At 69.9% G+C, this 24,057-nt stretch carries 20 protein-coding genes; 15 read left to right on the top strand and 5 right to left on the bottom strand.

From position 1 onward, the window contains the following. Nucleotides 1-40: 40 nt before the first annotated feature. Nucleotides 41-550: a Dps family protein gene (locus M1203_RS00175; RefSeq protein ID WP_249947362.1), complete on the bottom strand. Its 510-nt coding sequence runs from the start codon at nt 548-550 to the stop codon at nt 41-43. 111 nt (nt 551-661) lie between these two features. After that, a complete protein-coding gene (locus M1203_RS00170) occupies nt 662-1,264 on the bottom strand; it encodes a hypothetical protein (protein ID WP_249947361.1) in 603 nt (200 codons plus the stop codon). 315 nt (nt 1,265-1,579) lie between these two features. Here M1203_RS00170 and M1203_RS00165 point away from each other — a divergent pair, with 315 nt between their 5' ends. The 4 genes from M1203_RS00165 to M1203_RS00150 all read left to right on the top strand — a co-directional run bounded on the left by M1203_RS00165 (nt 1,580) and on the right by M1203_RS00150 (nt 4,975). Beyond that, the gene (locus tag M1203_RS00165; RefSeq protein WP_249947360.1) at nt 1,580-2,110 is read left to right on the top strand and encodes a hypothetical protein; all 531 of its coding nucleotides are present in this window, start codon (nt 1,580-1,582) and stop codon (nt 2,108-2,110) included. A 128-nt stretch (nt 2,111-2,238) separates the two neighbouring features. Beyond that, nucleotides 2,239-3,084, top strand: coding sequence for a DUF4097 family beta strand repeat-containing protein (locus M1203_RS00160; protein ID WP_249947359.1), 846 nt, complete (start codon nt 2,239-2,241; stop codon nt 3,082-3,084). A gap of 74 nt (nt 3,085-3,158) precedes the next feature. Then, the gene (locus M1203_RS00155) at nt 3,159-4,184 is read left to right on the top strand and encodes an ATP-binding cassette domain-containing protein (RefSeq protein ID WP_249947358.1); all 1,026 of its coding nucleotides are present in this window, start codon (nt 3,159-3,161) and stop codon (nt 4,182-4,184) included. Continuing rightward, nucleotides 4,181-4,975, top strand: coding sequence for an ABC transporter permease (locus M1203_RS00150; RefSeq protein ID WP_249947357.1), 795 nt, complete (start codon nt 4,181-4,183; stop codon nt 4,973-4,975). Before M1203_RS00155 ends, M1203_RS00150 begins: the two co-directional genes overlap by 4 nt. 68 nt (nt 4,976-5,043) lie before the next feature. Here M1203_RS00150 and M1203_RS00145 read toward each other — a convergent pair whose 3' ends face one another. Next, nucleotides 5,044-6,399 carry a M14 family metallopeptidase gene (locus M1203_RS00145; protein ID WP_249947356.1) on the bottom strand — a complete coding sequence of 452 codons (1,356 nt, stop codon included), beginning with the start codon at nt 6,397-6,399 and terminating at the stop codon, nt 5,044-5,046. Between the two features lie 457 nt (nt 6,400-6,856). On the opposite strand from M1203_RS00145, the gene M1203_RS00140 reads away from it, so the two are divergent. The 11 genes from M1203_RS00140 to M1203_RS00090 all read left to right on the top strand — a co-directional run bounded on the left by M1203_RS00140 (nt 6,857) and on the right by M1203_RS00090 (nt 21,426). Then, on the top strand, nt 6,857-8,065 hold the full coding sequence (locus M1203_RS00140; protein ID WP_249947355.1) for a S8 family peptidase: 1,209 nt from the start codon (nt 6,857-6,859) through the stop codon (nt 8,063-8,065). A 276-nt stretch (nt 8,066-8,341) separates the two neighbouring features. Further along, the gene (locus M1203_RS00135; protein ID WP_249947354.1) at nt 8,342-8,734 is read left to right on the top strand and encodes a YegP family protein; all 393 of its coding nucleotides are present in this window, start codon (nt 8,342-8,344) and stop codon (nt 8,732-8,734) included. A 147-nt stretch (nt 8,735-8,881) separates the two neighbouring features. Continuing rightward, nucleotides 8,882-9,934: a phosphate ABC transporter permease subunit PstC gene (gene pstC / locus M1203_RS00130; protein ID WP_249947353.1), complete on the top strand. Its 1,053-nt coding sequence runs from the start codon at nt 8,882-8,884 to the stop codon at nt 9,932-9,934. A gap of 81 nt (nt 9,935-10,015) precedes the next feature. Next, nucleotides 10,016-11,296, top strand: coding sequence for a phosphate ABC transporter permease PstA (pstA, locus tag M1203_RS00125; protein WP_249947352.1), 1,281 nt, complete (start codon nt 10,016-10,018; stop codon nt 11,294-11,296). Continuing rightward, nucleotides 11,293-13,032 carry a phosphate ABC transporter substrate-binding protein PstS gene (locus M1203_RS00120; RefSeq protein WP_249947351.1) on the top strand — a complete coding sequence of 580 codons (1,740 nt, stop codon included), beginning with the start codon at nt 11,293-11,295 and terminating at the stop codon, nt 13,030-13,032. The genes pstA and M1203_RS00120 overlap by 4 nt, the downstream gene beginning before the upstream one ends. A gap of 50 nt (nt 13,033-13,082) precedes the next feature. Then, the gene (locus tag M1203_RS00115; protein ID WP_249947350.1) at nt 13,083-15,551 is read left to right on the top strand and encodes a hypothetical protein; all 2,469 of its coding nucleotides are present in this window, start codon (nt 13,083-13,085) and stop codon (nt 15,549-15,551) included. 260 nt (nt 15,552-15,811) lie between these two features. Continuing rightward, on the top strand, nt 15,812-16,813 hold the full coding sequence (locus M1203_RS00110) for a substrate-binding domain-containing protein (protein WP_249947349.1): 1,002 nt from the start codon (nt 15,812-15,814) through the stop codon (nt 16,811-16,813). A gap of 206 nt (nt 16,814-17,019) precedes the next feature. Then, nucleotides 17,020-18,465: an Ig-like domain-containing protein gene (locus tag M1203_RS00105; protein ID WP_249947348.1), complete on the top strand. Its 1,446-nt coding sequence runs from the start codon at nt 17,020-17,022 to the stop codon at nt 18,463-18,465. A 175-nt stretch (nt 18,466-18,640) separates the two neighbouring features. Beyond that, a complete protein-coding gene (locus M1203_RS00100) occupies nt 18,641-19,609 on the top strand; it encodes a sortase domain-bontaining protein (RefSeq protein WP_249947347.1) in 969 nt (322 codons plus the stop codon). Nucleotides 19,610-19,630: 21 nt separating this feature from the next. Next, the gene (locus M1203_RS00095) at nt 19,631-20,467 is read left to right on the top strand and encodes a phosphate ABC transporter ATP-binding protein (protein WP_249947346.1); all 837 of its coding nucleotides are present in this window, start codon (nt 19,631-19,633) and stop codon (nt 20,465-20,467) included. Nucleotides 20,468-20,580: 113 nt separating this feature from the next. After that, the gene (locus M1203_RS00090; protein WP_249947345.1) at nt 20,581-21,426 is read left to right on the top strand and encodes a GNAT family N-acetyltransferase; all 846 of its coding nucleotides are present in this window, start codon (nt 20,581-20,583) and stop codon (nt 21,424-21,426) included. Nucleotides 21,427-21,535: 109 nt separating this feature from the next. On the opposite strand, the gene M1203_RS00085 is transcribed toward M1203_RS00090, so the two are convergent. Both M1203_RS00085 and M1203_RS00080 read right to left on the bottom strand, forming a co-directional pair. After that, nucleotides 21,536-22,417 carry a peptidoglycan-binding protein gene (locus M1203_RS00085; protein WP_249947344.1) on the bottom strand — a complete coding sequence of 294 codons (882 nt, stop codon included), beginning with the start codon at nt 22,415-22,417 and terminating at the stop codon, nt 21,536-21,538. A 30-nt stretch (nt 22,418-22,447) separates the two neighbouring features. Further along, entirely contained in the window at nt 22,448-24,043 is a 1,596-nt protein-coding gene (locus M1203_RS00080; protein ID WP_249947343.1) for a DUF6519 domain-containing protein, read from the bottom strand. Nucleotides 24,044-24,057 lie beyond the last annotated feature (14 nt).

Here is a 24,057-nt window from a genome sequence, read left to right as displayed (position 1 = left end):
GGCGAAGGTTGATCACCACGTCACAGGGGCCGGGGTGCCCTCACACCTTCCGGTTCTCGGAGCGGACCATCCACGCGTGCTTTTCGAGGGTGTCGATGATCGAGTGGAGGATGTCGGCGGTGGAGGGGTCCGCCTTGTCCACGCCGTCATGCACGCGCCGCATGGTCGCTGTCGTCGCGTAGAGGCGCGTCGTGATGAGATCCACCACGGCCGCCACGCTCAGCTCGCCCTCCGGGAACTTGGGCAGGGTGGTGGTGGCCACGACGGTGTCGGAGCGTCCGTCCGGAACGGTGTGGAGGGCCCTCATGCGCTCGGCGATCTCGTCGCCCCCCTCTCGGGCGTCGTCCACGATGTTGTCCAGTTGCAGATGCAGGTCCCGGAAGTTGTGGCCCACCAGGTTCCAGTGGGCCTGCTTGCCCTGGAGGTGCAGTTCGATGAGGTCGACAAGAATCGCCTGGAGGGCTTCCGACAACTGCCTGGACGCCGTGAAGCCCACGGCCGCGTCGTGCTCGGAGAGACGAGCAGAGGGTGAAACAGTGCGCGACGTCATGTTTCCGCTCCTTCAGAGAAACGCATTCCCCGGGGCACTGAGCGCAGAGAAGGCGTGCCGTCATGTCCTCCCCAGTTTCGTCGCAGACTCCTGACCTCGCAGCTTGGGCTTTCAGGGCTGGAGCGTGGTGGCCCAGGACGCGGTGACGGCCTCGTAGGCGGTCTGTCCCGTCTCGTCCAGCGTCCGCTCCGTCCCGTCGGCCATGACGACCGCCAGGGTCCGTACCGCGAAGGTGTCCAGCTCCAGTACCGCCACCACGCGTTCGAGCTGGGAGATCAGACAGCGCGGTGAGCGCGGCGGGTCGCCCCACTCGGCACCGGCCTGTCCGACGAGGTCCAGGAGCCCTTCGGTGCCGGGCTCGTTGTCGAGGGCGCGGTGCAGTCGGGTGAGGACCTCCCACAGCGCGTCGAGGTCACCCGAGTCCACCGCGAGCGCGTGCACGGTCGGCTGTGGGGTTCCTGTGGGCGAGAGCAGTGGTTCGAGACCGCTCCCGGCGTGCTCCGGGAGCATGGAGACGACGCGGTCGCACGCGGTCGCGGCCTCGGCGTAGGGGGCCGCGGGGAGTTCCCACGGGTCGTCGTCCAGAGCGGCGGCGGCCGACAGATGATCGAGCAGCCGGTCCCCGACGGTCCGCAGATCGCGCAGCCAGCCCTTGTCGTCGGGCAGCACACACCACCGTCGGCCCGGCCTCAGTGTTTTCGCGCTCTCGTTCATCCGTCCAGCGTTCCAGCACCGGGCCTTTGCCCGCAGGCACTTGCCCGCGCCTGGCGGAGAACGTGCGGACGCGCCGGAGATACGGTACGTCCCGGCCGGAGGCCCGGCGTTGTCCGGATCGGAGCGTGGCGCCGCCAGTGGTGCCACGTGGTGCCATCGACGGCGCCAGAGCAGCCAGGAGCCCAGATGGCGCCGCATTGACACAAGATGGCGCCAGCGCGTTTCAGCAGGTCAGAGCATTCGTACTGACCTGGGTTCGTGCTCACTTCCCTCAGGGGCTTGCAGATGGCGCCAGAGTGGTGCCACTATGGCGTTATGGACCTCACGCCGTATGTCGACAACCTTCGCCGCGAACTCGCGGTGGCCGCCGAAGCCGGCGGCCGAGAAGCCCGCGAGCTGGCCGACCGGCTCACCGCTCCCCTGGAGTCGGCGACCCGCCTGACGATGCTCAATGTGCTCTCCGCCGCGATGGGCGAGATCACCCGCGAACTCGCCCCGGGCTCGGTCGATGTACGGCTGCGCGGGCTCGACCCCGACTTCGTGGTGACACGGCCGGCGGGCGACGAGGCGTACGAGGACAGGAGCGGGCCCGCCGAGCCGCTCAGGGCACCGGCCCCGGCACCCGCCGACGGCGACGACGGCGGCACCGCCCGCGTCAACCTGCGGCTGCCCGCCCATCTCAAGACGCGCGCCGAGGAGGCCGCGAGCCGCGAGGGCCTGTCGGTCAACGCGTGGCTGGTACGAGCGGTATCGGCCGCGGTCGAAGGCGGCGCCCCGTCACGTACGACGGAGAAGACCCGCACCACCCGCACCGTCGGGCAGAGCGTCACCGGCTGGGTGCGCTGACCCCGCACCGCCTCATCCGCGTCACATCACCCACGTCACATCACCCACGTCACTTCACCCACGTCACTTCATCCACACCACGTCCCACCAGCGGGGACGCCACGACGACCCAAGAGGACGGGACAGCCATGCCTTCTTTCGACACCCCCGCGACGATCTCGGTCACCGCCCGTGTGGACGCCGGATCCATCCGGTTCATCGCCGCCGACCGGCTCGACACCCTCGTCGAGGTGGAGCCCCGCGACCCCAAGAAGGACCAGGACGTACGGGCGGCGGAGCAGACCGAAGTGCGCTACACGAAAGGTCTGTTGACCATCAGGACGCCCAAGCAGCGCTATCTCGTCGGGCGCACGGGCGCCGTCGACATCACGGTCGAACTGCCCACCGGCTCGCAGGTGGAGTTGACCGGCGCCTGGGCCCAGGTGCACAGCGAGGGCCGGCTCGGCGAGGTCCGTGTGAAGACCTCGTCGGGCGACGTCCGCCTCGACACCACCGGACCGCTGCACCTGACCGCGTCCCACGGCAGCATCACTGTGGACCGCGTCGAGGGGGCCGCCGAGATCACCACCAGCTCCGGCAGCCTGCGCGTCGGCGCCGTCGACGGCCCGGCCGTCCTGAAGAACTCCCACGGCGCCACAACCGTCGTCGACGCCCTGGGTGATCTGCGTGTGAGCGGCGCCAACGGCGACATCCTCATCGAGCACGCGGAGGGCTCGGTCGCCGCCACCACGGCGCACGGCACCCTGCGCGTCGGCGATGTCGCGCGCGGGACCGTCCAGTTGGAGACCTCCTACGGTTCCATCGAGGTCGGCATCCGCGAGGGCACGGCGGCCTGGCTCGACGCCAGCTCGGGCAGCGGTCAGGTGCACAACGCGCTCACCGCGTCCGAGGCCCCGGACGCGTCCGAGGACACCGTCGAGATCAAGGCCCGTACCCGCCACGGCAACATCGACATCCGGCGAGCCCGGGCCTGACCCGCCCCGACCCCTCATCTCCTTACGGCCAAGTCCACTTCACCACTCACCACGCCTTCGAATGGGAGGGCCCCATGCCTTCATCTGTCATGCCCACGTCCAGGCAGGGCGACGGTCACGCGTCGCCGGCCGCCGTCTCCGCCGTCGGTCTGCGCAAGTCGTACGGCGACAAGACCGTCCTCGACGGCATCGATCTGCGCATCCCCTCAGGCACCGTGTTCGCGCTGCTCGGGCCGAACGGCGCCGGCAAGACCACCACCGTGCGGATCCTGTCCACGCTCATCTCCGCCGACGGCGGGCAGGCCCAGGTGGCGGGTCACGACGTCGCCACGTCACCGGACGGGGTGCGTGCCGCGATCGGCGTCACCGGGCAGTTCTCCGCCGTCGACGGGCTGATCACCGGAGAGGAGAACATGCTTCTGATGGCTGATCTGCACCACCTGTCCAAGCGTGAGGGGCGGCGGGTCGCCGCCGAGCTGCTGGAGCGTTTCGACCTCACCGACGCCGCGAAGAAGCCCGCCTCCACCTACTCCGGCGGCATGAAACGCCGCCTCGACATCGCCATGACGCTGGTCGGCGATCCGCGCGTCATCTTCCTCGACGAACCCACCACCGGCCTCGACCCGCGCGCCCGACACAACACGTGGGGCATCATCCGCGAGCTCGTCACGGGCGGCGTCACCGTCTTCCTCACCACCCAGTACCTGGAGGAGGCCGACGAACTCGCCGACCGCATCGCGGTACTCAACGACGGCAGGATCGCGGCCCAGGGCACCGCCGACGAACTGAAACGGCTCATCCCCGGCGGACACGTCCGGCTCCGCTTCACCGAACCGGCCGCGTATCAGTCCGCCGCCGACGCGCTGCGCGAGGCCACCCGGGACGACGAGGCACTGTCGCTGCGGATGCCGAGCGACGGCAGCCAGCGCGAGCTGCGCTCCCTCCTCGACTGGCTGGACGCCGCCGGTGTCGAGGCCGACGAACTGACCATGCACACCCCCGACCTCGATGACGTGTTCTTCGCCCTGACCGGCTCCGGTGTGCCCGGCCGGAACAACCAGGCCAACCAGGCCAACCAGCCCAAGGAGACAGTCCGATGAGTTCCCTCTCCCTCGCCGTACGCGACTCCTCCACGATGCTGCGGCGGAATCTGCTGCACGCGCGGCGCTATCCGTCCATGACGCTGAACCTGCTGCTCACCCCGATCATGCTGCTGCTGCTCTTCGTCTATCTCTTCGGCGATGTGATGAGCGCGGGCATCGGCGGCGGCGGTGCCGACCGTTCCGAGTACATCGCGTATCTCGTCCCGGGCCTCCTGCTGATGACCATCGGCAGCACCACGATCGGCACCGCGGTCTCCGTCTCCAACGACATGACCGAGGGCATCATCGCCCGCTTCCGCACGATGGCGATCCACCGCGGCTCCGTGATCATCGGACATGTCATCGGCAGCGTCCTGCAGTCGATCGCCAGCGTGGTCCTCGTCGGCGCCGTCGCCGTGGCCATCGGTTTCCGGTCCACCGATGCCGGCGTCCTTGAGTGGCTCGCGGCGTTCGGACTGCTTGTCCTCTTCGCCACGGCGCTGACCTGGATCGCGGTCGGCATGGGTCTGATCAGCCCGAACGCCGAGGCCGCCAGCAACAACGCGGTGCCGTTGATCTTCCTGCCGCTCATCTCCAGCGCCTTCGTCCCGATCGACGCGATGCCGGGCTGGTTCCAGCCGATCGCCGAGTACCAGCCGTTCACCCCGGCCATCGAGACCCTGCGCGGACTGCTGCTCGGCACCGAGATCGGCGACAACGGGTGGCTGGCCGTGGGCTGGTGCCTGGGGCTTGCCGTGCTCGGCTATGTCTGGTCCACGTCGGTGTTCAACCGCGGCACCACGCGCTGAGCGTCACAAAGAGGGGGCGTCTCCGTCGGGAACGGAGACGCCCCCTCGGGCCGTTCGGCGGGGACCCGTCAGCAGTACTGGGCTTCCTTGCCGATGGACCGGTACATGCAGTCCGCGTTCTCCAGCAGTTGCAGTACCGCGTCGCGGTTCCGGCTCGTCTCGCGGGTGATCACCTCGTCGGGCGGGTAGAAACCGCCGCCGCCCGAGGACGGATACATCTCGAAGGTGTATCCGAAGATCTTGTGCGTGCCCCACAGCCAGTCGTCGATCGAGCCGTCCGTGATGTAGAGGTCGCTGGACTGCTCGGGTGTGTAGCCGTTGCTGGCGGCCATCTTCTGGCCGACGGCGGCGAAGGCGTTGCGGTCGTCCAGGGTCATTCCGGTCGCGGTGTCGGCCGTGGTGTAGCCGAAGGGCCAGAGCACCAGCTCGCTGTAGGTGTGGAAGTCGATCGCGGCCTTGATCTGCTGCGTACCGCCGACGATCCGTCCGCGTACGAAGTCCGCCACGACCTTCACCTCGGGCGCGGACTCGGCGGCGCTGCCCCGGTAGGTGTCCGACGAGGCGCTGCCCGAGGAGCCGCCGCAGCAGCCCCAGCGGTAGGCCCAGTTGCGGTTGAGGTCCGTACCGACCGCGGTGGAGCCCGAGTTGGGCTGCCGGTTCTTGCGCCAGCTGCGGTAGGAGCCGGTGGCGATGTCGTACTCACCGCCGTCCGGGTTGAGGTCCGGGATGATCCAGATCTCGCGGTTGTTGACGATGTTGGTGACGCGTGAGTCGGTGCTGTAGTCGGAGGTCAGTTCCTTCAGCAGATACAGCGCCATCTCGACGGTGAGATGTTCGCGCGCGTGCTGATGGTGGGTGAAGAGGACCTCGGGCTCGTTCTCGTCGGTGGCGACATTGTCGCTGATCTTGATGGCCGTGATGTTCCGACCCTGGTACGTGGTGCCGATGACCCGCTGACTCGCGATGCCCGGGTTCGCGGCGACGATGGAGTTGATCTCGCTCGTCATCTCGGCGTAGTTGTGGTAATTCGAGTCCGCCGAGGGGAAGTCGAACGGGGTGACGGCGCCGTTCAGGGTACGGTCCGGGGCGGCGCCCAGCGGTGTCGGCGCGTAGCCGAGCGCGCGGAGCTTCTTCACCTGCGCCGGGTCGGCGGAGACGACCACGCTCTCGCTGTCGGACGCGTCGATCGTCACACCGGTCCCGGCGAGCGCGGTGCGCGTCGCGGACGTCGCGTGCATGACGATCTCGTACTGCTGGATGTCCTCGTCCGCGGCCGTGGCTCTGGCGGCTGCCGACGAGGGAGTGGAATCGGTGCTGGTGGCCGTGGCGGTGGCCGTGACGCCGAGGGTCAGGGTCAGCGCGACGGCCAGGGTGGCTGTCCGTCTGCGACCGGAGGCGCCGCTGCCGCGTATTCGGAGCCGCATGAAGTCTCCTGGATGGGGAGTTGTGGGGGTGCGGGCGCGCGCAGTACGTGCCCGGGGTCATGGTGAGGCTTTGGCATGACCGGGTCAAGGGTGCGCATACGGCGGGCAAAGGGAGAGTTACGCGTTCTGGCCGATGCGGTACGCGTCCGGTTTCCGGGCTCCCGCCGGCCGACCCGCCGTGCCGTCAGTTCCAGGGGTTCCAACTGGCTTGATACGGCGCCTCTTTGTGGCTCCGAAGCGTCCCCGAACAGGCGCGTCCTCACTACGGGGATATTGCGTGACCATGTCATGGCTATGACATCCGGTCGGACCTCTTGTCGACTGACGCCGTCTCAGCGAAGGTCTTAGCGGGCGGCGGTCCCAGGAACCACGCGGTCCGCTCCCCACGCATACGTCCCGTATGTGCCCCCACGTTGCGCACGCACCCCAGCGCACCCGATGAGGAGGATCCCTCACGATGGCAGTGTTGCGTACCACCAAGACACGGATCGCCGCGGCGATCACGGCGGCAGCGGCGGCTGCGGCCATGACCGCCCTCGCCGTTCCCGCCCAGGCGGCCCCCGCCGTGGGTACGGTCGTCGGCGCCGATGCCAAGGACGCGGTGCAAGGCAGCTACATCGTCACACTCAAGAAGACCGCCGGCCTCAAGTCCGCCTCGGCCGCGGGCCGGAGCGTGGTGTCCGAGTACGGTGGGACCGTCAAGCGCACGTACACGGCGGCCCTCAACGGCTACGCGGCGGAGCTCTCGCCCGCGCAGGCGCGGAGACTCGCCGCCGACCCGGCGGTCGACCAGGTCTTCCAGGACCGCGAGGTCCACGCACTCGCCACCCAGACCAACCCGCCGTCCTGGGGCCTCGACCGGATCGACCAGGCGGCGCTGCCGCTGAACAACAGCTTCACCTACCCGGATTCCGCCGGTGAGGGCTCGACCGTGTACGTCATCGACACCGGCGTCCGCATCACCCACCAGGACATCGCGGGCCGGGCCTCGAACGGCTACGACGCCGTCGACAACGACAACGTCGCGCAGGACGGCAACGGCCACGGCACGCATGTGGCCGCCAACGCCGCGGGCACGGCGTACGGCGTGGCCAAGAAGGCCAGGATCGTGGCCGTGCGCGTGCTCAACAACGCGGGCTCGGGCACCACGGCCCAGGTCGTGGCCGGTATCGACTGGGTCACCAACAACCACGGCCCCCGGTCGGTCGCGAACGTCTCGCTCGGCGGCGGCGCCAACGCCGCGATCGACACCGCCGTGCAGAACTCCATCAACAGCGGTGTGACCTACGCGATCGCCGCCGGTAATTCCGGAGCGAACGCCCAGAACTACTCGCCGGCCCGGGTCGCGGACGCGATCACCGTCGGCGCGACGACCAGCACCGACGCCCGCGCCAGCTACTCCAACTTCGGCGCGCGCGTGGACATCTTCGCTCCGGGCAGCGCCATCACCAGTGCCTGGAACACCTCGGACACGGCCACCAGCAGCATCTCCGGCACGTCGATGGCCACACCGCATGTGGCCGGAGCCGCCGCCGTCTACCTCGCGGGACACCCCACCGCGACCCCGGCCGAGGTCGGCGCGGCCCTGGTGAACGGCGCCACCAACGGCGTGGTGACCAACCCCGGCACCGGCTCGCCCAACAAGCTCCTGCGGATAGTCCCGTAACCCACCGGACCGTCTGAGAACGTGACGCCCGGCGCCGACCACATGGCGCCGGGCGTTACGTCTGTCCGGCGGCCGTCGGCGGGCTCCGTCGGCCGCGGCGACCCACGCGATTCCGGCGAAGAATCGGTGGCCTAGAGGCAACTTCCCGGCGAATCCTTGCGCCTTGGAGTCGTTTGCATCCCGCCCGTAACGATCGCCTCAATAGGTTGCACCTGCCGCTCCACGGGCCGTACGTGCGGTCCGACAGGGACGAGTGGCAGGGGTGGGGACGTGGGGATGAGATCTGCCGACGAGAGCGGGAGATTAAGAAGTGCCGCCGGGCTGCGCTGTCAGACCGACATCGACGCGGAGGGCCGCTACCGATGGCGGGTGGTGGCGCAGAACGGCCGGGTGGTCGCCGTGTCGGCGCTCGCCTTCGCGTCGTACGAGCGATGCCGCGCCGCATTCGAGGAGGTGTGCAGGCGGCACGCGGCCCTGACCGGCGGGGTTCAGCACACGGCGGAGGCCAATGGCTGGATGTGGATCGTCCGGGACGAGAGCGGACGCCGGACCATCGTGTCCGCCCGCTCCTACGAGCGGTACTCGACCTGCCGGGTCGCGTACACCCGATTCCGCGAACTGCTGCGGGAGTTGGGGGAGAGCGGCGAGGTTCCCTGGAGCGGGAGCTGACGCCCCGCCGGCGGGTGTACCAGGCGCTGAGCAACAGGCCCTGCGCACCGTACGCGCACACGTTCGTCATCGGAAGTTGCCTCTAAGAGGCGCCTCGTTCATATAAAGATGCCTGCGTGTCAACCGCGCCCCGTGAGCGTCATGGGTGTGCTGAGACGAACAGGGGAGCGAACGGTCGCCGCCCACGGATCCGTTGGGCTCGCGACCGAGAGAACGGCCTCCGCCGTAGGGCCGCGTGGGCTCTACGCCGACCCCGGGCTGCCCGACCGGATCTTCCGGGGTGTGGCCCGTGGCGGCGGCGGGCTCGTGCTCGCCGTGATGCTGCTGGTGGGCGGTTTTCTGCTGTACCGCGCGTGGCAGGCGCTCGAACGGGCAGGCTGGTCCTTTGTCACCACCGCGGCCTGGGAGCCGGACGCGGGCCGCTTCGGTATCGCCGCCGTCATCGTCGGCACCGTACTGATCGCGCTGGTCGCGATCCTGGTGGCGGTGCCGCTCGCGGTGTGCGGGGCGCTCTACATCTCCGAATACGCGCCGCCGTCCATGCGCGGGACGCTGATCAGCGTGGTCGACCTGATGGCGGCCGTGCCGAGTGTCGTCTACGGACTGTGGGGGCTCTTCTTCTTCGAGGGCGCCGTGCTGCCCACGGCCCGCTGGATCGCCACCTACTTCGGCTGGTTCCCGCCGTTGGGTGTCGTCGGCGCCGATCCGCGCGATCCGCTCTCCACCGAGACCGTCTACACCTCCTCGACCTTCATCGCGGGCATCGTGGTCGCGCTAATGGTCGCGCCGATCATCTGCTCGGTGATGCGCGAGGTCTTCACCCAGGCTCCGGCCGGTGAGCGCGAGGGCGCCTACGCGCTCGGCGCCACCCGCTGGGGCATGATCCGCAGCGTCGTCCTGCCGTTCGGCATGGGAGGCATGATCGGCGGCACCATGCTCGGACTCGGCCGCGCCCTGGGCGAGACCATCGCCGTCTACCTGATCATCTCGCCGGTCTTCGTGATCCAGCCGCACATCCTCCAGAGCGGCACCAGCTCCGTCTCCTCACTGATCGCGCTGCGGTACGGGGAGGCCAGCCCGTTCGGGATGTCCGCGCTGATGGCGGCCGGTCTCGCACTCTTCGTGATGACCCTCATCGTCAACTTCATCGCCTCGTCCATCGTCGCGCGCAGCCGCTCCGGCGCGGCCAGCGATGCCTAGGTCCTGTCCGGTGCCCATGTCCCGTCCGCTGCCCGAGCCCTCGCCGATGTCCAGACCCTGTCCTAAGGGGACCCGCCCGTCATGACCCTCGCACCCGAGTCGCCACCGTCCCTCGCGAAGGAGCGGCGTACCGTCCTGCCCGCGAGCGCGCCGCGGCCCGTGGAGGCGGCCGGGGAGCGGCGGCGCTCCCTGGCGCTGAGGCGTGCCACGGACACCTACGCGCTGCTCGGCTCCGCCGCCGCGGCCATCGCACTGACCTCGCTGCTCTACATATGGCTGCTGCCGTTCAACGGGGTGATCGGCTTCCTGGTCGTCGGATACGTATTCTTCCTCGGCCTCTACGCGCTGCTGGTCTCCTTCGACGAGGACGGGCCCACCGTCCGGGACCGGGTCGCCGGGGTCGTCGTCCGTTCGGTGGGCCTGGTCATGGTCGTCGCCCTGGCGTTCGTGATCGTCTACACGCTGTGGGAGGGCCGCAAGGCGCTGCCCCATCTGAACTTCTTCACCGAGGACATGACCCTCGCGGGCCCTCTCGACCCGCTGAGCGCCGGCGGCATCCTGCACGCCATCGTCGGCACCCTGGAGCAGATTCTCATCGCGCTGGTGCTCACCGTGCCCGCCGGGCTGGTCTGCGCGGTCTTCCTCAATGAGGTGCCCGGCCGGTACGCGCGGTTCGTCCGTACCATCGTCGAGGCCATGACGGCGCTGCCGTCCATCGTGGCCGGCCTGTTCATCTACGCGACCGCGATCCTCGCCCTGGGCACCGGGAAGTCGGGCTTCGCCGCGTCCCTGGCGCTCGGTGTGATGATGCTGCCGATCATCATCCGGGCCGCCGATGTGGTGATCCGGCTGGTCCCCGGCTCGCTGCGCGAGGCGTCCTACGCGCTGGGCACCTCACGCTGGCGGACCGCCTGGCATGTGGTGCTGCCCACCGCCCGCTCCGGACTGACCACTTCGGTGATCCTCGGCACCGCGCGCGGGGTGGGCGAGACCTCTCCTGTGCTGCTGACCGCGGGCTTCACCGCGGAGATGAACGCCGACCCGTTCAACGGGCCGCAGGTCTCGCTGCCGCTGGCCACCTTCGAGTTCGTCAAGTCGCCGGAGCCCTCGATGATCGCACGCGGGTTCGGCACCGCGGCGACCCTGATGGCGCTGGTGCTGCTGCTGTTCGTCCTCGCCCGGCTCATCGGCGGGCGCGCACCGGGCAAGCTGACGCGCCGTCAGACACACCGTCGAGTGCTCGCCTCGCGCCGTGACGCCGAGCGCTTCGCGAGCCGTACGCACGGCCACGCGGCTGCCGCCGCCTCGTCCGCACCGACTTCCTCCGTACCCGCCGTCAAGCCCAACAGGAGTACCCCGTGAGACCCGCGACCGTCTCCCGACTGGCCATGGGGCTGGCCGCGCTGCTCTGCGCGCTGCTCGCCGTCGGCCCGCCGCCCGCCTGGGCGGTGACCTACCCGAAGATCAACGGTGCGGGCTCCACCTGGAGTTCCAACGCACTGGACCAGTGGCGCCGCAATGTCGCCTCCAACTTCGGTATGACCGTCAACTTCGCGGCGACCGGATCCTCCAACGGCCGGGAGCAGTTCAGAAACGGCTCCGTCGACTTCGGTGTCTCCGAGATTCCGTACGGGCTCAAGGAGGGCGGGGTCACCGACGCCCCGCCCAAGCGCGGCTACGCCTATATGCCGATCGTGGCCGGTGGTACGGCCTTCATGTACAACCTGAAGATCGGCGGCAAGCGGGTCACCAACCTGCGGCTGTCCGGCGATGTCCTCGCCAAGATCTTCACCGCCAAGATCACCATGTGGAACGCGGCGGAGATCAGGGCCGACAACCCGGGCCTCACCCTCCCCGCCCGCCGGATCGTGCCCGTCGTACGCTCCGACGGCTCCGGTACGACGGCGCAGCTGACCACCTGGCTGTCCAAGGAGCACTCCGGGGCCTGGAACGACTACTGCGCACGCGCCGGACGCGCCACCCCGTGCGGTCTCACCTCGTACTTCCCGGTGGTGCCCGGCACCTCCACGATCGCCAAGTCCGGATCGCTCGGTGTCTCCGGCTATGTGAAGCAGAGCCAGGCCGAGGGTGCCATCACCTATGTCGAGTACTCGTACGCCATCTCGACCGGTTTCCCGGTGGCGAAGATGCTCAACGACAACGGGTTCTATGTCGAGCCCACCGCGTCCAGCGTCGCCGTGGGGCTGCTCGGCGCGAAGATCAACCCGGACAGGAACTCCACGAACTATCTGACCCAGATCCTGGACGGCGTCTACGGTTCCAAGGACGCCAGGGCCTATCCGCTCTCCAGCTACAGCTACATGATCATCCCCACCTCGCTGACGGGCGAGCAGAACCCGATGACCAAGGAGAAGGGCCTCTCGCTGGGCACCTTCGCCAACTACTTCCTCTGCGACGGCCAGCAGATCGCCGAGGAGCTGGGGTACTCCCCGCTGCCGAAGAACCTCGTCCAGGCGGGCTTCGAACAGGTACGGCGTATTCCGGGCGCGCCCACGGACAAGATCAATATCAACTCCTGCCGCAACCCCACCTTCTCCTCGGACGGGACCAACACCCTCGCCAAGAACGCGCCGCAGCCGAAGGCCTGTGACCGCAAGGGGCCGACCCAGTGCTCCGACGGCACGGCGGGCGCCACGGGCCAGAAGACCCCGGTGAAGCCGTCGGCCCAGGGCTCCAACGGCGGTTCCGGCAGCGGTGGTTCGGGAGGTACGGGCGGCGGCTCCGGCGATACGGGCGGCTCCACCGCGGGCACCGGCGGCACCGGGGCAACCGGTGGCACCGGCGGCGCCACGGGAGGCTCCAACGGCTCCCCGGAGCCAGGGGCCGCGGCCGGGGGGTCCGGCGGTGGCGGTGCCATCGACCCCGATACGGGCGAGCTGATCAGCGGCGACGGAGCCGGCGGCGGTGACTCCTCGGTGGTCGGGAATCCGGTCACCCTCGCCTCCAACGAGGCGACGGGGCTGCGCGGCGCGCTGATGGCGCTCTCCGCGCTGCTTCTCGTCGGTGTGGTCATCGGCCCGCCGCTGACCGCACGCGCGCTCGCCGCACGGGCCCGCCGCCGGGAGGGATCGATATGAGGGCCCGTCAACTCCGCACAAGAGAAGGCGGATCCAGGGTCTCCCGGCGGGTGCGGGTCGGTGTCGGGGCGCTCTTCGCCGCCCTGGTCGTCGCGCTCGTACCGCTGCCTCCGGGCACGGACCGAGCACAGGCCGCGGAGCAGGGGAGCGGTACGAAGGCGGCGTCGGACTCCGCGATGACGCTGACCGGCAGGAAGGGACAGTACGACGACTTCTCCGGCCTCAAGGTGACCGTCCACCAGACGAAGAACCTGCGGGCCCAGGGGGTCGATGTGACCTGGGAGGGCCCCGCCGTGCCGACCGCGGACGGCTACCGGAACTTCCTCCAGATCATGCAGTGCTGGGGAGACGATCCGGCGGGCCCGAACCGGGAGCAGTGCGAGTTCGGGGGAAACAACGCCGGTACCCACTGGATGAGCCAGCGCACCCTGCCCAAGGGCTCGGACCCGCTGGAGAAGAAGTACACGGACGCCGGGGACAACAACCCGTTCGTTCCGTTCCAGCCGCTCCAGGGCGATCCGACCGACTCGCCCTCCGACGCCACCTACTTCAGCAAGAACGACACCAACGCCCAGCCGTGGCTGAGGACACGGAGCGACGGCAGCGGTGAGGCCGTCTTCGAGGTGAAGTCGGCGATCGAGGCCCCCTATCTGGGCTGTGGCGATGTCGGCAGCGCGGCCGGAGCGGGGAAGCCCCGGAAATGCTGGCTGGTCGTCGTCCCCCGTGGCGAGCATGACCCGGACGGCACCGTCAACGCGGGCGACGGTGTGCACACCTCCGCGCTCAGCCAGTCCAACTGGGACCAACGACTCGTCTTTCCCATGGAGTTCGGTCCGGTCGGCAACACCTGTCCGGCGGACAAGGCGGAGCGACGTGTCATCGGTTCCGAGCTGCTGACCGATGCCATCACCTCCTGGCAGGCCACGCTGTGCGCGGGCGCCGACGCGCGGTTCACCTACAGCCAGGCCGCCGAGGACTACGCGCGTCGCCTCATCGAGAAGCCCACATCGACCTCGCCCGGGATGGGCGTCACCGTGGCCCCCATCGAGGAAGCGGAGGACGTGGTGTACGCGCCGGTCGCGGTCAGCGCGCTCACGGTCGGCTTCTTCTGGGAGGACGCGGAGGCCGGCCAGGTGCGCGATCTGAAACTCAGCGCCCGGCTGCTCGCCAAACTGGTGACCGGCTCCTACCCCTATGACATCCGGCAGGTCGGCTTTCAGCACCCGGTCCCGGATCATCTGAAGGGGAACGCGCAATCCATCATTGTCGACCCGGAATTCATCAAACTGAATCCCTACTTCGACCGTCCGACACAGCCCCAGCTCGGTCCGGGCGGAATTCTCCTCCAGGCCGGTAATTCGGATGTCAACAGCCTGCTCTGGCGCTATCTCCAGTCGAACGCGGAGGCCCGGGACTTTCTGCGGGGCAAGCCGGATCCGTGGGGGATGAAGGTGAACCCCTTCTATCAGGCGCTGGGTCTGGACACGGACGCACCGCTCGACTTCCCGAAGGCCGACACGACCGAGACGCGCATGACACTGCCCGACAACGGCGTCGACCGCACCATCGCGTACGGCCAGCTGGAGAAGTCCCCGTACTCCAACGACATGCACGACGGCGCGCTGCGCGTGCGGCGCGGTGCCACCGGTGCCACGTTCCTCGCCTCGCTCGACCCGGGATCCCCGCAGGGCATCAAGCTGGTGCCCTCGGACAGCAACCCAGGGACCCGTCGGGCGTACGGTGTCGTCGACGCGGCGTCCGCCTCCCGCTACGAACTCGACATCGCCGCGCTCCCGAACGCCGACGGTGTGTACGTACGGCCGACCGCCGACTCGATGCTCAAGGCCGTCGCCCGGATGCCCGACTCGTCCGTCAAGGGGGTGAAGGCGCCGAGCCCGGCCACCGCCAAGAGCGGCGCGTATCCGCTGACGGCGGTCGCCTACGCCATGGCCCCGGTCGACCAGCCCGCGGACGCGCGTCAGGACTACGCGCGACTCATCCGGTACGCGGCGGGCGACGGGCAGACCCAGGGCCTGGCGCCCGGTGAGCTGCCGCCCGGATACGTGCCGATGCCCAAGGCACTGCGTGACCAGGCGCTGTCCGCCGCCGACCAGTTGGTACGCGGCAAGGTGGCAGAGCCCGCCACCACCCCGCCGGCCGACGGCGGGACCGTCGGCGGTTCGGCGGCCGGCGGGTCCGTCGGCGGTGCTGACGCCGGCGGCGGTGACAGCGGCGGATCCGGGTCCGCGGGAGCGGCCGGGGCCGGCGGAGCCACGGGCGGTGAGGGAACGGGAACTCCCGAGGCATCCGACCCGCCGGGCGCGGGGGCGGGCACCTCGGGCCCGGGTTCGAAGAGCGGACTCGCCTCCGGCGGGCTCACCCCGGGCGAGGTGCTCGGCATCGTCCGCTGGGTGCTGCTCGGCGTCCTGGTCGTCGGTGGTGTGGCCGCGCTCGCCGGTCCCGTCATGCTGCGGCTCTCGGCACGCAGGGCGGCGACAGCGACGGGCGGTCCCGGGTGACATAGGAGGAAAAGCGTCCGATCCAGGGGATCACCCGGAGCGGCCCAGTGCCCTCCGGGAATTCTCCATAACCAGTGGTGAGTTCTCCAGGTGTCTCCTAGGAAATGCCCCCGTAACCTTTTCATCCGGCGGAGTTGGTGGTCTTGGACTGTGCATATGCGGAAATGTTCACGGCGTCGGCCGACGGGTCGACGGAACGAAATCCGGATTCTTCTTGACAGTCCATTCCTCGAAATCCGTATTCACGGAGGAGAAAAGAAGTGAACGTCAAGTCCCGTGCTCGCCTGGGCGCCGTCGTCGGTGCCGCCGCACTCGGTGTGGGCCTGCTGGCCCCCGTAGCCTCCGCCGACCCGGCGGTCGGTGAGTACCGTCAGCTCGCCGGCGTGGGCTCCGACACCACGCAGGACGTCCTCAACCGCCTCGGCGCGGTCATCCCGGACCCGGACGGTGTCCCGGACGGTCAGCTCATCGCGTCCTACAACGCGACGGGCACCGCCACCATCAAGACCCGCGCCACCGGCTGTGTCATCAACCGGCCCAACGGTTCCTCGGCCGGCATCGACGCCCTGCGCAACGCGGTCCTCAACAGCACCGGCTGCCTCGACTTCGCCCGTTCCTCCCGGGGCCCGGTGGACACGACGACCACCAAGCTGACCTGGATTCCGTTCGCCAAGGACGCGGTGACCATCGCGGTCCGCTCGGACAGCGCGCTCAACAACAACCTGGACCTGACCACCGCCAACCTGCGTGACATCTACACCTGCGTGAAGACCACGCACAACGGTGTCGCCCTGACCCCGCTGCTGCCGCAGTCGGGCTCGGGCACGCGGTCCTTCTTCCTGGAGAAGATCGGGGTCACCGAGGCCCAGATCGGCACCTGCGTCAACGGCACCGTCCAGGAGCACGACGGCACCGCGCTGGACAGCGCCGGCGACATCGCCCCGTACTCCGTGGCCCAGTACATCGCCCAGACCAACGGTGTGGTGACGGACCGTCACGGCGTCACCGTCCTGGGCAAGGTGAACACCGTGGCGCCGCGCAACGCGGACGGCACGCTGAACGTCAACTTCCCCTACAACCGTGACGTCTACAACGTCGTCCCGTCCCCGAAGATCACCGGCTCCACCGCCGACCCCAACGTCGTGAGCGCCTTCGTCGGCACCGCCTCCAAGGTCTGTGGCCAGCCGTCGCACATCACGGCCTTCGGCTTCGGCACGATCGGCACCGCCTGCGGCGCCACCACCCTGAAGGGCGAGCGCTGATCAGCGTTCCCACCCACCACGCCAAGGCCGGGCACCCTCCAGGTGCCCGGCCCCGCGGCGTGTCCCGATCCCGTTCCAGTTCCGGCCGACATCGACACCGACGTCACCACTGACACCGACGTCAGCGCCGATCCCGACATCACCTCCGACACCGACATCCACCGCGGCACCGGCCGCGACACCGACACCCTGTGGGGGACCCGACCATGACACGCCTCGCGCGAGCGAGATCACTCCCGGCGCTGCTGCTGTGCTGCGCTCTGCTCATGGGTGCGGCCGCCGCCGTGCTCGGCGCCGCGGCGACCGCGAACGCGGCCGGCCGGCTCGGCGATCTGACGCTCAGTGTCACCACTGGCAGCACCACCGACGATCCGCTCGTCCCCCGGGTCAGCACCGACACGGCGTGCCCGGAGGGGCAGGGCGGCGCGGTGCGGCTCACCGTGCTCCACCCGACGGAGGGCACGAGCGCCCGTCTGGGCAACGCGACGACGGGACCGTACGATGCCGGGCCCATCGACACCGAGATGCCGATGGAGTTCTTCCCCTTCTCCGACATCCTCGCCGGGTGGTACGGCAACGAGTCCCACGACGGTACGTACGAGTTGCGGCTCGACTGCGTCAACGTCCTCGACCCGAACCTGCCCGCGGCGTTCTTCACCACGAACATCGAGGTCACGGGCGACACCTGGGCGCTGGCCGCGGCCGAGACGACCAGCCTGGAGCTGACGGCCGCTCCGGAGAACCACCCCAAGGCGGGCAGCGAGGTGACGGTCACGGTGAAGGTGACCCCCGAGGCGGCGGCCGGCGAGGTGGCACTGACCTCGGAGCGTACCGGTAAGGAGCCGATCGCTCTGGGCACGAAGGCGGTCGAGAACGGCACCGCCGTGTTCACGACGAAGGAACTGCCCGTGGGCGTGCAGAACATCCGCGCCCAGTTCACCCCCACGGATACTGACGCGTACGCGGGTTCGAGCAATGAGCTCAGTGGCTATACGGTCGACGAGGCCGGTACCCCGAGCGGCCCGCCGACGCCCACCGGCTCCGACGAGCCGACCGACGACCCCAGCGTCCCCGCCGACATCGACGCGCTGGACGCGGACGGCAATCTGCTCGAACCGAACCCGAACCTGGAAGCCGGCCAGCAGGTGACGCTCGTCGCCCGCGGCTACTCCAAGGACGCGACCGTGAAGGTCGCCCTCGCCGAGGGCGACGCGGTCTTCGAGGACGCCAAGGCGGACGCGGACGGCATCGTCCAGGGCTACCCCTTCACCGTCCCGGCGGACATCGCGGACGGCGACCACGTGCTGACGCTCGCCGAGGACAAGGAGGGCGGGCACAGCCTCGACTTCATGTTCACCACGGGCGAGGTGACCGAGCCCACCCCCGAGCCCAGCGACTCCGCGGGCGAGGACGGCGGCGCGGCCGCGGGCACCTCCGGCGGTGACACCGGCGGTGACGGCGGCGCGGCGGCCGGTGGCAGCACGGGCGGCGACAGCGGTGGGGGCGGCTCCCTCGCCTCGACGGGCACGGGCGTCGCCTCGATCGCCCTGGCCTCCCTCGCGCTGTGCTGCGTGGGCGCCGCGTTCGTGATCGGCGTGCGCCGCAAGGGCCTGATGACCTTCGCCACGCCTCCGGGCACGGCGGGCGACTGAGCCGGGACGGGTCCCGAGGTGCCCCGGTTTCCGGAGGCAGGCGGTGTGTCTGCCTCCGGGCCCCGGGCTCGTACCGACACCTCGGCCCGTCCGCCCCCGCCGCTCCCAACCCCTCGCCCCACCACCGACCTTCGATCCCCGAACCCCGACCCAGCCAGCGAGGAGCGCAGCCACCGTGGCCGTTCTGACACCGCCGCCGTCCGCCACCGCCCCGCCGGACGCCCCCTCACCGCCCACCGGATCCCCGCCCCGCACGGAGCCCGCGGGGCGCGGGGGAGCCCGGGGGACGCCCGCCCGTCCGGGTCTCGCGCTGGCCGGGGCCGCGCTGTGCGTGCTCGCCGCCGTCCTGCTCGGCTTCGCCGCGAACCTCACCGTCGTCGGGCACCTTCAGCACGCGCGTGACCAGCAGGTCGCCTATGACGAGCTGCGCAAGCAACTCGCCGAGGGCACCGCCCCGGTGGGCCCGCTCGACAACAACGGCAAGGAACTCGCCCTGGGCGCCCCCGTCGCGCTGCTGGACATCCCCGCCCTCGGTGTCCACGAGGTCGTCGGCGAGGGCACCACCTCCGGTGTGCTGATGTCCGGCCCCGGGCACCGCCGGGACACCGCGCTCCCCGGCCAGTCGGGCACCGCCGTGATCATGGGCAGGCAGTGGGGATACGGGAGCCCGTTCTCCCATCTCGACCGGCTCCCCGACAATGCCACCATCACCCTGATGACGGGCCAGGGCAAGGCGGAGTACCGGGTGACCGGCATCCGGCGCGCGGGCGACGAACTGCCCCCGCCCAGCGGTGGTCAGAACGAGGGCCGCCTCACCCTCATCACCGCCACCGGCGCCCCCTACACCCCCTCGGGGGTGCTGCGCGTGGACGCCGAACTGACCACGCCCGTACAGCCGAGCCCGCCGCGCGAGCGCCGCTCCGGATGGATCGGCAGCGCCGAAGAGGCGCTCAAGGGCGACGGCGGCGCCTGGCTCGCCGTCTTCCTGTGGACGCAGGCGCTCTTCCTCGCCGCGCTCCTCGCCGCCTGGGCACACCGGGTGTGGGGCCGCTGGCAGGCCTGGATCTGTGCCGTACCCGTCCTGGCCGCACTCGGCCTCGCCGTCTCCGGCGCCGCCACCCGCCTCCTGCCGAACCTGCTCTGACAGAAAGTGAGTTGCCCCACCATGACGGTGACGCCGCCCGATCTCGTCGACACCCTGGTCCAGCCCGCGGTGGGCGGTGGCACCGCCGCCACACTGCGCGCCGATGCCGTCTCCGCGTGGTTCGGTGACCACAAGGTGCTCGACCAGGTCTCGCTGACCATGCCCGCGCACGAGGTCACCGCGCTGATCGGCCCCTCGGGCTGCGGCAAGTCGACCTTCCTGCGCATCCTCAACCGGATGCACGAACTGATCCCGAGCGCCGCGCTCGCCGGACGCGTGCTGCTCGACGAGGGAGACATCTACGACCGCGGACGGCGCATCACCCATGCCCGCCGGCAGATCGGCATGGTCTTCCAGAAGCCCAACCCGTTTCCCGCCATGTCGCTGTACGACAACGTCCTGGCCGGGCTGAAGCTCAACGGCATCAAGGCAGGGCGCGACACGAAGGACAGTCTGGTCGAGGAGTGCCTCACCAAGGCCGGGCTCTGGCGCGAGGTCAAGGACAGGCTGCGGCAGCCGGGCGGCGCGCTCTCCGGCGGCCAGCAGCAGCGGCTGTGCATCGCGCGGTCGCTGGCGGTACGGCCGCGGGTGCTGCTGATGGACGAGCCGTGCTCGGCGCTCGACCCGACCTCGACGCGGCGCATCGAGGAGACGATCGCCGAACTGAAGGCGGAGGTGACGATCGTCATCGTCACGCACAATATGCAGCAGGCCGCGCGGGTCTCCGACTCCTGTGCCTTCTTCCTCGCGGAGCAGGGGACCCCCGGGGTGATCGTCGAACACGGCGACACGGACGCGATGTTCAACGCGCCCCGGGACACCAGGACCGCCGACTACGTCAACGGCCGGTTCGGCTGAGCGGGCACCGATACGGGTGGGTGGGGGGGCGACCGGCGCACCGGCCGCCCCCCACTTCCGGCTTCTCCCGGTCCGGGCCGTGGCAAGGTGTGAGACCACCGCACTGGAGGTCGATGGTGACGTTTGAGATCGTGACGGCGAACGCCGACTATGTCGAACAGCTGGGTATCTGGGCGGACGAGGAGGGCTGGAATCCGGGGAAGTCCGACCGGCACTCCTTCTTCCCCACCGACCCGGGCGGCTTTATCTTCGGGCGTCTGAACGGTGAGGCCGTCGCATCCGTTTCCGCCGTGCGCTACGGCACCGGTTTCGGCTTCATCGGTTTCTATATCGCCCGTCCCGCCGTACGCGGACAGGGATACGGAATTCAGGTCTGGCGGGCCGCCATGGCACGCCTGAACGGCCGGAACGTAGGACTCGACGGGGTGGTCGACCAGCAGGAGAACTACCGCAAGTCCGGCTTCCGAAAGGCCTGGAACAATGTCCGCTACGAAGGCGTCCCCGCGGCCATCGGTATTCCGGACGACATCACGCTCATCGACGCCCGTAAGGTCTCCTTCGACCACATCGCCGCCTATGACCGGAGGTTCTTCCCGGCGGAGCGCGACGCCTTCCTCGCCTCGTGGATCGGGCTGCCCGACCGTACGAGCCTCGCCGCCGTCCACGACGGTGAACTGCGCGGCTTCGGGGCCATCCGCCCCTGTAGCGGAGCCTCGCGCGTCGGGCCGCTCTACGCCTCGTCCCCGGGGATCGCCGCCGCGCTGCTGAGCGGACTGGCCGCCACCGTCCCCGGGAAACCCGTGGCGATCGACATCCCGGACATCAACGCCCCGTCCGTACGGCTCGCGGAAGAGCTCGGGCTGGCGCCCAGTTTCGAGGCCGCGCGCATGTACACGGGCCCGGTCCCGGAAATCGATCTCCCGGGTATGTACGCCGTCACCAGTCTTGAACTCGGGTAGTTCCCGCGCACCGGCCGGATCCCCTCGGGCTCGGGCCCTGATTCGCCGGGGTGTCCGGCCGGTGCGCGGTGGAACAGATCCCGTCAGATCACGGCTTCGGCCCGCCGGATCAGACGTTGGGCACCTTGAGCTTGTCCCAACTCGTCTTGCCCGGTATCCCGTCGGCGTCGCTTCCCGTGTAGCCGAGCTTGCGCTGCCAGGCCGCGTACGACGAGCGGTCGGCCTCGGTCCAGTCCGGCCCGGGGCCCACCTCGTACCGTCCGCACCCCTCCGCCACCAGCCGCTTGCCCATCGCCGTGATCACGGCGCTGCGCCGGCCGACCGCGAAGAAGGCCGCCCCGGGGAAGGGTTCGAATGTCGCCGGAGGCTTCGGCGGCGGTGACGAGGGGCCGTCCGGCTTGCCGCCGAGCCGGTTCCCGATCCGCGTCCGCATCGACTCCATCGTGAAGCCGCGCGGATCGATCTTCCCCGGCTGCCACTCCTTATGACCGATCACCGAGCGCTGCGTCCAGCCGTGCGCCCGGCAGATCGCCGCCGCGGCCTTCTCGATCGCCTCCAACTGGGCGGCTGGCCACGGGTCCGTGCCATTGCCCAGGTTGACGCACTCGAAGCCGTAGAAGTAGCGGTTGCCGTCGGTGTTGGCCTCGTTGTCGGCGGGCAGCGCCGACTCGTTGATCACCGCGCGCAGGACATCGTCGTCACCGAGTCCGGCGTGGTTGGCCCGGCCGTTGCCGACCAGATACACCGTGCCGTCCTTGGCGATCACACCGTGGCACAGCGGGCCGGGCAGGCTCGAATGGCCGTTGTAGCAGAGCTCCACTGAGCTCTCCGTCCCCGAGGTCACGGTGTGATGGATCATCACACCGTGCAGCGGCCCCCAGGGCCCCTTGTGGTTGCGGTTGTGCGTGCGCCAGCTCCGGTGCTCGACGACGCGCAGACCTTCGTTACGGAGGACTTGCAGCAGTTTGGTGGCGGTCAGAGGCGTTGCCATCGCGATGCTCCTTCACTTTCCGACGAGCCGTCAGTTCTCTTTCTGTCCCTCGCTGTTCTGTTCCGGCGCCCGTTCCGCGGCGTCGTCCGTCGCGGCGAGTTCGGCGGCGACGGCCTCTTCCTCGGCCGCCGTCTCCGCCGCCAGCTGCGCCTCGTTGGCCGGCGGGACAGGAGTGGCCAGCGGGGCGAACGCCAGCCGCAGATCGGCGGCGGACCCTTCGCCGAACACCCACGCGAGCGGAGCGTAGTGGTACTGGACCCCACCGGGTGCGCGGAGCAGCGGCCGACGGGCCGTGTCCTTGGGCCATTCCACATCTCCGGTCGCCGTACGCGCGGGAACGGTCCAGAAGTCACCGGAGCGATAGGTTTTCCCCGGCTCGAAGTAGACGAGAACGCCGTCCTCCAGCGGAATCCAGCCACCCTCCTCGATCCGCAGCGCGCCGTCGCGCGGCTTCGTCGCGCCCCGCTTCTGCCGTCCCGACCGCCCCGCCCCACTCGTGTGGTGCGCGTCCGGCCGGTGGTCCCAGCGGCGCAGGAACGGATGCAGCTCGGGCCGGCGTCCCACCGACGGGTCCGGCTCGCCGGAGAGCCGTACCCGCCGTCCCGGCAGGTCGACCTCCTCCACCCTGAGCAGCGGCAGCGGCTCGCCCCTGCTCAGATACGCGGTGTCGGCGAACTCGACCTGGTCGCCGACGTTCAGATCCAGCTTGTCGTCACCGCCGAGCGAGGCCAGCTCCACCCACGTACCGTCGAGTCCGTCGACCGGGAAGGTCACCGAGCCGTTCTCCCTGGACCACTTGAACGTCGCGTCCTTCGCCGCCCCGCCCTGATGGATCTCCACCCGGTACATCTGGTTCTCCGGCCCCCGGTACCGCGCGTCCGGTTTCACCAGGCACGGGTCCTCGTCCGCGTGCTCGGGCCGCCGGGCGCGCGCCGCCATCCGCGCCGTCGGCGCCTGCGCCGCCACCCACGTGCGGAACGCCGCGCGGGCCTGCTCCTGCGGTGTTCCGTCCGCCGGATCCAGCTCCAGCCGCTCGCCGGACAGCGGCAGCAGCTGCCAGACGACCTTGAGCCTGGCCGCCGTGTCGGGCATCGCCGAGCCCAGCGCGACCTCCCGCAGCAGCGGGTCCTCGGCCGCCGTGACCGAACGCTCCCACACCTTCAGATAGACCAGATAGGGGTATTGGGTGGGCAGCCGGTCGGCGGGCCGCTCCGGGTCGCGGTACGCGTCGGGCTGGTCCCAGTACGTCCAGGTGGCCGGCGCTTCCGGCGCCGCTGGAGTGTCCTTGTCATCGTCCTCGGCCGGGGCCGCGTCCTCCTCGACGGGCACCCCGGGCGCCGGCCGTGTCGCGTCCACCAGGATGCCGTCGACGTAGTAACGGCCGCCCGCGATGGTCAGATCGTCCAGCTCCCGGCCGCCGCCCACGAAGTCCAGCGCGAATCCGGTGGCACCGCGCGGGCCCCCGTGCGGCCCGATCAGATCGGCGGCGAGAGTACGGGCCTGATACAGCTGGATCGCGGCCTGCTCATTCGCGTCCGCGTCGAGCTGGACGCGGCCCTGCTGGGCGATCACCGCCGAGTAGTGCCGGTCGGGCCGGAAGGTGATGCGGGAGATATCTGCGTGCATGGGAAGGGGTCCCC

It is taken from the genome of Streptomyces sp. 35G-GA-8, from assembly GCF_023534745.1.
Lineage (GTDB): Bacteria > Actinomycetota > Actinomycetes > Streptomycetales > Streptomycetaceae > Streptomyces.
Note: the sequence above shows the minus strand (reverse complement) of the source record. Positions and strands in the feature narration are given on the sequence as shown.